At 68.9% G+C, this 12,366-nt stretch carries 12 protein-coding genes; 8 read left to right on the top strand and 4 right to left on the bottom strand.

The annotated features are described in order from the left end of the window. Positions 1 to 56 precede the first annotated feature (56 nt). The 5 genes from ACOMD9_RS15435 (at position 57) to ACOMD9_RS15415 (ending at position 7,642) form a co-directional block, all read left to right on the top strand. Complete coding sequence (locus tag ACOMD9_RS15435; protein WP_421416611.1) at positions 57 to 1,577, top strand: leucyl aminopeptidase; 1,521 nt, start codon at positions 57 to 59, stop codon at positions 1,575 to 1,577. Between the two features lie 320 nt (positions 1,578 to 1,897). After that, the gene (locus ACOMD9_RS15430) at positions 1,898 to 2,998 is read left to right on the top strand and encodes a branched-chain amino acid aminotransferase (protein ID WP_421416609.1); all 1,101 of its coding nucleotides are present in this window, start codon (positions 1,898 to 1,900) and stop codon (positions 2,996 to 2,998) included. Between the two features lie 235 nt (positions 2,999 to 3,233). Beyond that, positions 3,234 to 3,677 carry a DNA polymerase III subunit chi gene (locus tag ACOMD9_RS15425; protein WP_421416607.1) on the top strand — a complete coding sequence of 148 codons (444 nt, stop codon included), beginning with the start codon at positions 3,234 to 3,236 and terminating at the stop codon, positions 3,675 to 3,677. 242 nt (positions 3,678 to 3,919) lie between these two features. Next, positions 3,920 to 6,892, top strand: coding sequence for a valine--tRNA ligase (locus ACOMD9_RS15420; RefSeq protein ID WP_421416605.1), 2,973 nt, complete (start codon positions 3,920 to 3,922; stop codon positions 6,890 to 6,892). A gap of 12 nt (positions 6,893 to 6,904) precedes the next feature. Beyond that, complete coding sequence (locus tag ACOMD9_RS15415) at positions 6,905 to 7,642, top strand: phosphatase PAP2 family protein (protein ID WP_421416603.1); 738 nt, start codon at positions 6,905 to 6,907, stop codon at positions 7,640 to 7,642. Positions 7,643 to 7,679: 37 nt separating this feature from the next. On the opposite strand, the gene ACOMD9_RS15410 is transcribed toward ACOMD9_RS15415, so the two are convergent. Next, positions 7,680 to 8,126, bottom strand: coding sequence for an META domain-containing protein (locus ACOMD9_RS15410; RefSeq protein WP_421416702.1), 447 nt, complete (start codon positions 8,124 to 8,126; stop codon positions 7,680 to 7,682). A 98-nt stretch (positions 8,127 to 8,224) separates the two neighbouring features. Here ACOMD9_RS15410 and ACOMD9_RS15405 point away from each other — a divergent pair, with 98 nt between their 5' ends. Then, on the top strand, positions 8,225 to 8,629 hold the full coding sequence (locus tag ACOMD9_RS15405; RefSeq protein WP_421416601.1) for a DoxX family protein: 405 nt from the start codon (positions 8,225 to 8,227) through the stop codon (positions 8,627 to 8,629). A 57-nt stretch (positions 8,630 to 8,686) separates the two neighbouring features. Here the strand turns inward: ACOMD9_RS15405 and ACOMD9_RS15400 are convergent, their stop codons facing one another. Beyond that, positions 8,687 to 9,127 (bottom strand): VOC family protein, encoded by a 441-nt coding sequence (locus tag ACOMD9_RS15400; RefSeq protein WP_421416600.1) that lies wholly within the window; start codon positions 9,125 to 9,127, stop codon positions 8,687 to 8,689. 92 nt (positions 9,128 to 9,219) lie between these two features. After that, complete coding sequence (locus ACOMD9_RS15395; RefSeq protein WP_421416598.1) at positions 9,220 to 9,669, bottom strand: DUF411 domain-containing protein; 450 nt, start codon at positions 9,667 to 9,669, stop codon at positions 9,220 to 9,222. Between the two features lie 101 nt (positions 9,670 to 9,770). Between ACOMD9_RS15395 and ACOMD9_RS15390 the strand changes: the two genes are divergently transcribed. Both ACOMD9_RS15390 and ACOMD9_RS15385 read left to right on the top strand, forming a co-directional pair. After that, positions 9,771 to 10,307 (top strand): DNA-3-methyladenine glycosylase I, encoded by a 537-nt coding sequence (locus ACOMD9_RS15390; protein WP_421416596.1) that lies wholly within the window; start codon positions 9,771 to 9,773, stop codon positions 10,305 to 10,307. A gap of 288 nt (positions 10,308 to 10,595) precedes the next feature. Beyond that, on the top strand, positions 10,596 to 11,663 hold the full coding sequence (locus tag ACOMD9_RS15385) for a metal-dependent hydrolase (RefSeq protein ID WP_421416594.1): 1,068 nt from the start codon (positions 10,596 to 10,598) through the stop codon (positions 11,661 to 11,663). A gap of 90 nt (positions 11,664 to 11,753) precedes the next feature. Here the strand turns inward: ACOMD9_RS15385 and ACOMD9_RS15380 are convergent, their stop codons facing one another. Next, complete coding sequence (locus ACOMD9_RS15380) at positions 11,754 to 12,362, bottom strand: FMN-dependent NADH-azoreductase (RefSeq protein ID WP_421416591.1); 609 nt, start codon at positions 12,360 to 12,362, stop codon at positions 11,754 to 11,756. Between the last annotated feature and the right edge of the window lie 4 nt (positions 12,363 to 12,366).

The raw sequence follows: 12,366 nt of genomic DNA, 5'->3' as shown, positions 1-12,366 counted from the left end.
ACGGCCGAGTGCCGGCATTATCCAGAATCCCCCTACGCTTGTCTTGTGGAGACACCATGGAATTCCCAGTTCAGACGGCCAATCCCGTCAAGACCGAGACGGCCTGTATCGTGGTACCGGTGTTCAAGGATGGCGACCTGCTGCCTGCCGCCGCCAAGCTCGACGATGCCAGCGAGCGGCTGATCGGCCAGCTGATCGAGCGCGGCGATTTCGATGCCGGCCTGGGCAACGTGCAGCTGGTCCCCTTCGCCCCGGGGGTGAGTGCCGAGCGCCTGCTGCTGGTGGGCCTGGGGGAGCAGGACAAGTGCCGTGAGGGCGCCTTCCGCAAGGCCCTGGATGCCGCCTTCACCGCCCTGGCCGGGCTGCCGGTGGATGACGCCGCCGTGGCCTTCACCGACGTGCCGCTGCCCGACCGTGCCTGCGACTGGAAGGCCCGCATGGTGGCCGAGGCGGCCCAGCGTGCGGTCTACCGCTTCACCGAGTTCAAGTCGGAGCCGGCCCCGGCCCCGCGCCTCGAGCGTGTCACCCTGGTGGTCAGCGAGAACGGCGACGCCGACGCGGCGCGCGAGGGAGCCCGCATCGGCAAGGCCGTGGGCGAGGGTGTCGCCTATGCCCGCACCCTGGGCAACCTGCCCGGCAATGTCTGCACCCCGAGCTACCTGGCCGAGCAGGCCGAGGCGCTGGGCCAGGCCTCCGGCGGCACGCTGGCGGTGGAGATCCTCGACGAGGAGGCCCTGGAGGCCCTGGGCGCCCGCAGCCTGCTCTCCGTGGGCCGCGGCAGCGCCGAGCCCTCGCGGCTGATCGTGATGCAATACCAGGGGGCCGAGAACGCCGACGAGGCGCCCCACGTGCTGGTCGGCAAGGGCATCACCTTCGACACCGGCGGCATCTCGCTGAAGCCCGGCGAGGCCATGGACGAGATGAAGTTCGACATGTGCGGTGCCGCCAGCGTGTTCGGCACCGTCAAGGCGACCCTGGCCATCAAGCCGAAACTCAACCTGGTGTTCATCGTCGCCGCCGCCGAGAACATGCCCGATGGCCGCGCCACCAAGCCCGGCGACATCATCAGGACCCTCAAGGGCCTCTCCGTGGAGGTGCTCAACACCGATGCCGAGGGGCGCCTGGTGCTGTGCGACGCCCTGACCTACGCCGAGCGCTTCCAGCCGGCCAGCGTGGTCGATATCGCCACCCTCACCGGCGCCGCCATCATCGCCCTGGGCCACCATGCCACCGGCCTGCTCTCCAACGACGACGACCTGGCGCTGGACCTGCTCGACGCCGGCGAGACCGCCTGGGACCGCGCCTGGCACCTGCCGCTGTGGGACGAGTACCAGGAACAGCTCGACTCCAACTTCGCCGACCTGGCCAACATCGGTGGCCGTCCGGCGGGCACCATCACCGCCGCCTGCTTCCTCTCGCGCTTCGCCGACAAGTTCCCCTGGGCACACCTGGACATCGCCGGCACCGCCTGGACTTCCGGCAAGCAGAAGGGGGCCAGCGGGCGTCCGGTGGGCCTGCTGACCCAGTACCTGCTGGACCGCGAGGCCGACGCCGTAGCGGAAATCGAGAAGGAGTGAGCGGCGGTTCCACGGCGCCATGACCGACTCCGGTGCAAGCGCTCGGGGCTGATCCGTCGACAGGGCTGCGAGGGGGCGCTGTAAACCCCTCCTTGGGCGCTACCGATGCCATCCCTGGCATAGGACCCCCTCTTCGCCCTGTCCCCGGCGCCCCTCGATCGGGCCGCGTTGAGCCCCTACAGGGCTTGCGTTTTTGCCGCGTCGCCTTTCTCATGTGGAACTGACGATGAATCCACGACCCGGGCCGGCCCTGCACCGGCCCGAGCTTCCTGTATCACCCCGGGGCCGGCACGCCCCGGGCGTAGCGGAGACCCCTAGCCGTGTCGACTGCCAGCTTTGCCTTACTGCCCAACGCCAACCCCACGGCCGACAGCATCCGTGAGGACATCCTCGCCAATCCCGGCTTCGGCCGTCACTTCACCGACCACATGGCCCACGTCCGCTGGACCCTGGACGCCGGCTGGCACGGCCACGAGGTGCGTCCCTACGGTCCGCTGACCCTGGACCCGGCCGCCGCCGTGCTGCACTACGGCCAGGAGATCTTCGAGGGCATCAAGGCCTATCGGCACGCCGATGGCTCCATCTGGACCTTCCGTCCGGAAAAGAACGCCGAGCGTTTCCGTCGCTCGGCGCGCCGCCTGGCGCTGCCCGAACTCTCCGACGATGACTTCATCGGCTCCCTCGCGGCGCTGCTGGCCCAGGACCACGCCTGGGTGCCGACCCCGTCGAGCGACGCCGACGAGTCGAGCCTCTACCTGCGCCCCTTCATGATCGCCAGCGAGACCTTCCTCGGCGTCCGCCCCGCCCACGAGGTGGACTACTACGTCATCGCCTCGCCGGCCGCGGCCTACTTCAAGGGTGGCGTGGAGCCGGTGTCGATCTGGCTCTCCTCCCACTACAAGCGCGCCGCGCCGGGCGGCACCGGCTACGCCAAGTGCGGCGGCAACTACGCGGCCTCGCTAGCGGCACAGAAGGAGGCCGAGGGCCATGGCTGCGGCCAGGTGGCCTTCCTCGATGCGCGCGAGAACACCTGGATCGAGGAGCTGGGCGGCATGAACCTGTTCTTCGTCTTCAAGGATGGCCGACTGGTCACCCCCCGCCTCACCGACACCATCCTCGAGGGGGTGACTCGCGACTCGGTGCTGACCCTGGCCCGCGAGGAGGGCCTGACCCCCGAGGAGCGCCCCATCAGCATCGACGAGTGGCGCGAGGGCGCCGGCTCCGGCGAGATCACCGAGATCTTCGCCTGCGGCACCGCCGCGGTGATCACCCCGGTGGGCGAACTGGTCACCGAGGACGACCGCGTCCGCCTCTCCGCCGGCAGCGACAACCCGATCGCCAAGCGCCTGCGCACCAGGCTGCTCGACATCCAGTATGGCCGCGGCGAGGATAGCCACGGCTGGCTGACGCGGCTGGTGTAACCGCTTCGCCGGTAAACCGGGCTCCCACCGCGGCCAGTGAGTGGCACCATTGGCAACTGTGGGAGCCCAGCTCTGCTGGGCGAAGGTGCCGCAGGCACCCCGGCGGTGCTGCCGGAGCCGGCTCCTGCCACCCGGGAGCCCTTCGGCCTCCATTCGCCGGGCGGAGCCCAGCTCCCACAGAGCCCCTCGCGCCATCCCCACCCGCAGGAGCGCAGTCCGTCTTGGACAGAGTCTCATGACCCAGATCGATTTCTACGTCCTCCCCGATACCACCCTGGAGGCGCGCCTCGACTTCGCCTGCCGGCTGGCCGAGACGATCCAGCGCAAGGGCTATCGGCTGCACCTGCACGCCGAGGACGAGGCCATGGCCCGGGAGCTCGACGACCGCCTGTGGACCTTCCGCCCCGACGCCTACCTGCCCCATGCGCTGATCGGCAGCGAGCTGGCCGACAGCGTGCCGGTGACCCTCGGCTGGGAGGCCCCGCCCTCCCCCGACCTCGTCGTGCAGGCGCTGCTCAATCTCTCGCCGGGCATCCCCGAGTGGTTCTCGCGCTTCGAGCGGGTCGCCGAGATCATCAACCAGCATCAGGATGTGCTCACCGCCAAGCGCGAGTGCTGGCAGACCTACAGGAAGCGCGGCTATCCGGTCAAGGCGCATCAGCTGCGCGGGCAGGGCTAGCAACGTTAGCGCCTCCGGGCCGCCCGCATTGCTCGGCGTTTGCGGTATTTTCGCTGCCTATGTCGGCGGCATGGCCCCTCTGCAGTTCCAATCGTGCCGCTCTTCGCTTCCCCACCGGGCCGGCTGACGCCAAGTGCCTCATCGCGCTATAATCGGGCCCATTTTTCCCGCGCCCCTCCGGTGACGTGGTGGCGGCATCGCCTGCCCGTCGGCGCCAAACCCTTTTCGACCTGGAACGCCCCATGGACAAGACCTACCAACCCGAGCAGATCGAATCCCGCTGGTACGAGCGCTGGGAGGCCGATGGCCGCTTCGCCCCCTCAGGCCAGGGCGAGCCCTACTCCATCATGATCCCGCCGCCCAACGTCACCGGCAGCCTGCACATGGGCCATGCGTTCCAGGACACCATCATGGATACCCTGATCCGCTGGCGGCGCATGCAGGGGCACAACACCCTCTGGCAGGTGGGCACCGACCATGCCGGCATCGCCACCCAGATGCTGGTGGAGCGCAAGGTCGCCGCGGAGGAGGGCAAGAGCCGCCACGACCTGGGCCGTGACGCCTTCATCGACAAGGTGTGGGAGTGGAAGCACGAGTCCGGCGGTCATATCACCCGCCAGCTGCGTCGCATGGGCGCCAGCGTCGACTGGAGCCGCGAGCGCTTCACCATGGACGACGGCTTCTACAAGGCGGTCCAGGAAGTCTTCGTGCGCCTCTACAAGGAAGACCTGATCTACCGCGGCAAGCGGCTGGTCAACTGGGACCCGACCCTGCATACCGCCATCTCGGACCTGGAGGTGGAGAACCGCGACCAGCAGGGCCAGTTCTGGCACTTCCGCTATCCGCTGGCCGACGGCGTCACCACCGACGACGGCAAGGACTACCTGGTGGTCGCCACCACCCGCCCGGAGACCCTGCTCGGCGATACCGGCGTGGCGGTCAACCCGGAAGACTCCCGCTACGCCTCCCTGGTCGGCAAGTTCGTCGAGCTCCCCCTGGTGGGGCGTCGGATCCCGGTGGTGGCCGATGAGCATGCCGACATGGAGAAGGGCTCCGGCTGCGTGAAGATCACCCCGGCGCACGACTTCAACGACTACGAGGTGGGCCGCCGCCAGGACCTGCCGCTGATCAACGTCTTCACCCAGGACGCCGCGATCCTCGCCCGGGCCGAGGCCTTCGACATCCAGGGCCGACCGCTGCCCGATATCGACCCGAGCCTGCCCGAGGCCTACGCCGGCCTGGACCGCTTCGAGGCGCGCAAGCGGATCGTCGCCGACATGGAGGCCGCTGGCCTGCTCGAGCAGGTCGAGACGGTCAACAACACCCTGCCCTACGGCGACCGCAGTGGCGACGTCATCGAGCCGCTGCTCACCGACCAGTGGTTCGTCGCCGTGGAGAGCCTCGCCAGACCGGCCATCGAGGCCGTCGAGAAGGGCGACATCCAGTTCGTGCCGAAGAACTACGAGAACATGTACTTCGCCTGGATGCGCGACCTGCAGGACTGGTGCATCTCCCGCCAGCTGTGGTGGGGCCACCGCATCCCTGCCTGGTACGACGCGGACGGCAACGTCTTCGTGGCCCGCAACGAGGTGGAGGCCACCCGCGACTACCTGGTCGAGCTCGCCCACTTCATCGAGCACGAGCAGGGCGACTTCGACACCGCCATGCGCCTGCGCGGCTTCAACCAGCTGCTGGGCAGCACCACCGAGATGACGCCCGACGCCCTCAGGACCATGGAGAAGCTCGGCGTGCCGCGCCTGACCCAGGACGAGGACGTGCTCGACACCTGGTTCAGCTCGGGCCTGTGGACCTTCGGCACCCTGGGCTGGCCGGAGAAGACCCCTGAGCTGGCGACCTTCCACCCCTCCAGCGTGCTGGTCACCGGCTTCGACATCATCTTCTTCTGGGTCGCCCGGATGATCATGCTGACCCTCAAGTTCACCGGCGAGGTGCCCTTCAGGCAGGTCTACGTCCACGGCCTGGTACGCGACGGCCAGGGCCAGAAGATGTCCAAGTCCAAGGGCAACGTGCTCGACCCCATCGACCTGATCGACGGGATCGGGCTCGATACCCTGGTCGAGAAGCGCACCGGCAGCCTGATGCAGCCCCAGAAGGCCAGGGCCATCGAGAAGGCCACTCGCAACGAGTTCCCCGAGGGCATCGAGCCCCACGGCACCGACGCGCTGCGCTTCACCTTCCTCTCCCAGGCCACCACCGGGCGCGACATCAAGTTCGACATGGGCCGCCTGGACGGCTACCGCAACTTCTGCAACAAGCTGTGGAACGCCTCGCGCTACGTGCTGATGAACGCCGAGGGGGAGGATACCGGCCTGGGGGGTGAACCGGTCGAGCTGTCGCTGGCCGATCGCTGGATCATCTCGCGCCTGCAGCAGACCGAGGCCCAGGTCACCCGGGCGATGGAGGAGTTCCGCTTCGACCACGCCTCCCAGGCGCTCTACGACTTCGTCTGGAACGAGTACTGCGACTGGTACCTGGAGCTCTCCAAGCCGGTGCTGTGGGACGACGGCGCCAGCCTCGAGGCCAAGCGCGGCACCCGTCGCACCCTGGTGCGGGTCCTCGAGGCGATCCTGCGCCTGGCCCACCCGATGATGCCCTTCATCAGCGAGGAGATCTGGCAGCGCGTGGCGCCTCTGGCCGGGACCTTCCAGGGCGAGGGCGACTCGATCATGGCCCAGGCCTGGCCGATGCCCGAGGCGGGCAAGGTCGACGAGCAGGCCACCCGCGACATCGAGTGGCTCAAGGGGGTGATCGTGGCGGTGCGCAATATCCGCGCGGAGATGAACATCGCCCCGGGCAAGCCGCTGGACATGCTGCTGACCAAGGGCAGCCCGGCGGATCGCGAGCGCCTCGAAACGAACCGGCTGTTCCTGGCCAAGCTGGCCAAGCTCGACAGCGCCACCTGGCTCGACGACCCCGCGCAGGCACCGCTGTCGGCCACCCAGCTGGTGGGCGAGATGGAGGTGCTGGTGCCCATGGCCGACCTGATCGACAAGGACGCCGAGCTCGCCCGCCTGGGCAGGGAGATCGACAAGCAGGACAAGCTGATCGGCGGCATCGAGAAGAAGCTCGGCAACGAGAGCTTCGTCGCCAAGGCCCCCGAGGCCGTGGTCGAGAAGGAGCGCGCCAAGCTGGCCGACTTCCAGGCGGCTCGCCGCCTGCTGGTGGAACAGCGCGACAAGATCGCCGAGCTGTGAGGACATGACACGATGATGATGCCGTCCAGGCCGGGCTTCTCCCCCGGCCACATCCTGCTCTTCAACCTGCTGGGTGGGCTCCTGGTCCTGAGCTGGGTGTATCCGGGGCTGTCCTTCTGGGACGAGCTCGATGATGCCGTCTTCTTCCTCACCAATGCCTGGCTGGAGGACGCCAACACCCTCTGGGTGACCATCGTGGCCGCCACCAACCATCGCCTCTTCGATGTCTTCAGCCTGCTGGTGCTGCTGGGCATCTACCTGTGGGCGATCGGCCGCGACCCGGAGCCCCGGCACTGCCTGCTGCGCTGGGGCGGCACCGGCATCACCATGCTGCTGGCGGCGGTATTCATCGCCCAGGGAGTGCGCCTGGTGGTGCCCTATACCCACCCGAGCCCCACCGTGGCGTACGAGGAGGTCAACCTGGTCACCGAGATGGTGAACTTCGCCACCAAGGACAGCTCCAGCTCGAGCTTTCCCGGCGACCATGGCGTGAACCTGATGCTCTTCACCGCCTTCATGTGGCGCTTCGCCGGGCTCAGGGTGGCCCTGGCGGGGGCCCTGGCGGCCATGGTGCTCAGCGCGCCGCGTATACTCAGCGGTGCCCACTGGTTCAGCGACGTCTACTTCGCCGCCCTGGCCATCAACCTGTTGATCACGCCCTGGATCCTGCTCACCCCCCTGGGGCCAAGGCTATCCCGCGCCATCACTGCGGGGCTCGTCAGGGTACGCGGCACCCTGACCGGCCGCTGAAGCCGGCAGGCCGCGCTCCTCGGCTGCCGGGGCAGGGTCAGTCGGCTCTCCTGAAGCCCCCCAGTACCCGCTGGTCCGGGCCGAAGAACACCAGCCGGTCATGGTCGATCAGGTAGCGGTAGGCCTTCTCCATCATGCCCGTGACTCGCTGCGCATCCTCTGCTCGGGGACAGGCCCGGCGGGTCGTGGCCAGTTCGTGGAACTCGATGCGATTGCCCTCGTCCAGCCGCACCCGGCCATTCAGCTGATTGCAGCCGTCGCTGCCACTCACCCGGCCATCCGGGGTGACCACGAAGTAGGGCGTCTCGGGCATCGAGAGACGCTCGTCGGTCCCCACCAGCAGCAGGTTCCAGCGCGGCCCGACGACCGGCCCCTCCAGCCCGGCCGACACTCCGCCGGGATCGGGAGCGGGGGGGCTGCTGCAGGCGGCCAGGGCGAGGGCTCCCAGCACCAGCGCCAGCGACTTGGCTAAACGATTGATCATCATGGTATCTTCCTTGAGGCGCATGGCGCCAAGATTGCATCATGCGGCGCCGCCAGACAATGCTCCCTCGCAGCCGCCCGCTCCACAAGGACCTCGTCATGCTCCACGCCCTTCACAATGACGCCCTCGGCAAGCTGATCCTGCGCCTGGCAGTGGCCGGGCTGCTACTGCCGCACGGCCTGACCAAGCTGTTCAATCCCGGCAGCCTGACCTGGATCGGCAATGCGCTCTCCGCCCAGGGCCTGCCGAGCTTCCTGGCCTACGGGGTACTGGTCGGCGAGGTGCTGGCCCCGCTGATGGCACTGATCGGCTGGCAGACCCGCCTGGCCGGCCTGCTGATGGCAGCCAACATGGTGGTGGCGATCTTCCTGGTCCACATGAACGAGCTTACCGCCTTCGCCAGCAACGGCGGCTGGGCCCTGGAGCTGCAGGGCCTGTTCCTGTTCGGTGCCCTGGCCATCATGCTGATGGGCAGCGGGCGGATGGCCTGGCGCCCCGACTGACTTGCGCCCTTTCCACCCACGCCCGCGTCATGCTGTTTCCAGCGCTCCCAACTTCCTCTACCAGGTGCCGGTATTCTCCATCGACACCCAGGGCTCCTTCGGCGGCAGGGCGTCGCCCTTCTGCAGCAGCTCCACGGAAATGCCGTCGGGGCTCCTGACGAAGGCCATGTGGCCGTCGCGGGGCGGGCGGTTGATGGTCACCCCGTTGTCCTGCAGGTGCTGGCAGAGCGCATAGATATCGTCGACCCGGTAGGCCAGATGGCCGAAGTTGCGGCCGCCGCCGTACTCCTCCGGGTCCCAGTTCCAGGTGAGCTCCAGCTCCGGGGCCTTGAGCTCGGCGGAGCGTGCCTCGTCCTCGGGGGCGGCCAGGAAGACCAGGGTGAAGCGCCCCTTGTCGTTCTCCTTGCGGCGCACCTCCTTCAGGCCCAGCAGGTCGCAGTAGAAGCGCAGCGAGGCATCGAGGTCGCTGACGCGCACCATGGTGTGCAGGTACTGCATATCCAACTCCTTGTCGTTTGCAACGAAACCATCCCGGGGAACGGGGCTTTACGGGCGACAGGCCTTTGCGGTGCCGCTGACGGCGGTCTGGCTCAGTGAGTGTACTCGCTGAAGATCTCCGGCGTGCGATCATCGCGGTGCCAGCCCAGCACCCGGTAGTCGTCGTGGCGACCTGTCTCCATGCCCGGCGAGCCGTGGGGCATCCCCGGTACCGAAAGCCCCGCCACGTCCGGGCGCTCCTCCAGCAGGCGCTGGATGTCCACCGCCGGCACATGGCCCTCGATCACATAGCCATCGACCATGGCGGTGTGGCAGGAGGCGAGCTCGGGGGTCAGCCCCTGCTCGATCTTGATGGCGCGCATCTCGCGGGTCTTGTGGCGCTCCACCGTGAAGCCCTCGGCCTCCAGGTGGTCGGCCCAGGCCCCGCAACAGCCGCAGTTGGGGTCCTGGTAGACCTCGACCACGGGCCCCTCGGCCCAGGCAGGGGCGGCCAGCAGCGCCAGCAGGGCGCCGGTGATCAGGGGGCGAATCGTTCGCTTCATCGCAGTCACTCCGCGGTGTAGGGTAATGGCACGATTGTCGGCCTCGACGGCGCCCTTGCCAAGGGCCTGGATCACGTCAACTCGCGACAGGGAGTCCCAGCATGAGCCATTACTGTGACCTGGCCCCGGGCCATCCGTTTCACGGCCCCTACCATGACCACGAATATGGCTTCCCGGTGGCCGACGATGTCGCCCTGTTCGAGCGCCTGGCCCTGGAGATCAACCAGGCCGGGCTCTCCTGGCTGACGGTGCTGAAGAAGCGCGATGCCTTCCACCGTGCCTTCGACGGCTTCGCCATCGGCCGGGTCGCCGACTACGGCGAGGCCGAGCGGGCCCGGCTGCTCGGGGACGCCGGGATCGTCCGCAACCGCCTCAAGGTCGACGCGGTGATCCACAACGCCGGCGTGATCCGTGCCCTTCAGGCCGAGCACGGCAGCCTGCGGGCCTGGCTCGACCGCCACCATCCCCTGCCCCATGCCGACTGGGTCAGGCTCTTCAGGCGCACCTTCCGCTTCACCGGGCCGGAGATCACCGGCGAGTTCCTGATGAGCACCGGCTACCTGCCCGGCGCCCACCGCGACGACTGCCCGGTGCAGGCGCGCATACTCGCCGCCGGGCCACGCTGGGTAGAGCGATGAGCCACTGAGCGAGGAGCGCCGGGGGCAGGCCGAAGAGGGGGTCCTATGCCAGGGGTGAGGAGGATTCCTCCGAACGGGTTGGCCATGGATGGCCTGCACCGGACCTGCAAGCGGAGCGGGACGCGAGAGCGCAGCAGGGCATCGGTAGCGTACAGGGACGTATTCACAGCGCCCCCTCGCAGGCCTGTCGCCGGATCAGCTCCGGGCCAAGGGCCTCAACGGCAAAAGGGAACCCGGCCCCCGCCCGTGGCATCATAACCGGGCACTCTCTGCGAGGATCGCCTCCCGATGGATTCGCTTACCCAGGCCGCCCTGGGCGCCGCCGTGGGCGGTGCCGTGCTGGGCCGCCGGCTGGGCCGCAAGGCGGTGCTGATCGGTGCCGTGCTCGGCACCCTGCCCGACCTGGACGTGGTCATCGACTACGGCGACGCCGTGGCCAACATCACCGAGCACCGCGGCTTCTCCCACTCGCTGTTCGTGCTGGCGGGGCTGGCCACGGCGCTGACGCTGCTGTCGAGACGCTTCGCCCCGGCCCGTGACATCTCCCCGGGCCGCTGGGCGGTCTTCTTCGGCCTCTGCCTGCTCACCCACCCGCTGCTGGACGCCCTAACCACCTACGGCACCCAGCTCTGGTGGCCCATGGACGTGCGCCCCGCGGCCTGGCCGATCGTCTTCATCATCGACCCCCTGTACACCCTGCCGCTGCTGGTCGGCATCGGCATGGCCCTGGTCACCGGCAACGGCCGGCGCGGTCCCGCCTGGGGCCTGGCGCTCGCCAGCGCCTACCTGGTGTTCGCCCTGGGCGCCAAGCTGCTGGTGGAACAGCGCCTCGAGCCGGTGCTGGCCGAACGGGGGCTGCAGGAAGCCCCGCGGCTGGTGCAGCCGACCCCCTTCAACACCCTGCTGTGGCGCGTCACGGTGGTGGATGGCGACGAGCACCACGAGCTGCTGATGGGCGTGCTGGACGGCGACACCCCGCCCCTGGTGGAGTCCTATCGCCGCGGTGCCGAGCTGGAGGAAGCGGCGCTGGCGAGCGAGCGAGGCGCCCGGCTCGACTGGTTCGCCGGGCCCTTCCTGCGCTACGAGGTACGCGAGATCGACGGCCTGGAGACGCTGGTGGCCACCGACCTGCGCCTGGGATTCCCGGGCTTTCACCCCTTCGCCTTCACCCTGGCCACCCGCGACGGTGATGGCTGGACGCCGGTGGCGACCTCCGAGCAGCTCGAAGCCCCCTCCCGGGGCAACCGCGAGGCGCTCTCGCGCCTGGCCGGGCGCATCCTGGCCCCGGAGCCGACGCTCTGTACCAGCGACTTCGTCGCCGCCGGCTGGGCACTGGACACCCCGGAAACCTGCTGAGGCGAGCAGGCGCCACACATGCAGCGGGGCGGCCGGATGGCCGCCCCGCTGCGTCGGGTCGAGTGGGCTACCGCGCTGATGCCCGGCGTCTTACAGGCGCTCCACCAGGCCGTCGATGGCCTGACGGGCCTCCTTGAGCGCCGCGTCACGCTTGCCCCCGCCCATTGCGAGCCCCTCGGCGAAGACGGTATCCACCTCCTTGATGCCGATCATGCCCAGCATCGCCTTGAGGTGCGGGGTCTGGGTGTCCATCTCGGTGCCGGCGTACTGGCCGCCGCGGGCCGCCAGGATCACCGCCCGCTTGCCCTCGACCAGCCCCAGGGGGCCGTTCTCGGTGTAGCGGAAGGTCACCCCGGCGCGCATCACCCGGTCGAACCAGGCCTTCAGCTGGCTGGGAATGCCGAAGTTGTACATCGGCACCGCCAGCACCACCACGTCATGGGCGCGCAGCTCAGCGATCAGCGCATCGGAGCGGGCGGCCAGCTCACGCTGGTCGGCGGTGCGCTCCTCGTCGGCCACCTGCCAGCTGCCCAGCTCGGCCAGCCCCAGGTGCGGCAGCTCCTCGGCCACCAGGTCGCGATGTGTCACCTCGAGGCCGTCGCGGGTGCGGGCCTGGGCGATGAAATGCTCGGCCAGCCCCCTGGACTGGCCGTTCTCGGCGAGGATGGAAGCGGTAATCACGAGGGTACGGGTGGTCATGGCG

This window comes from Halomonas terrestris (assembly GCF_049166755.1).
In the GTDB taxonomy this organism is placed as follows: Bacteria; Pseudomonadota; Gammaproteobacteria; order Pseudomonadales; family Halomonadaceae; genus Halomonas.
This window is presented reverse-complemented; position numbering and strand designations above follow the sequence as displayed.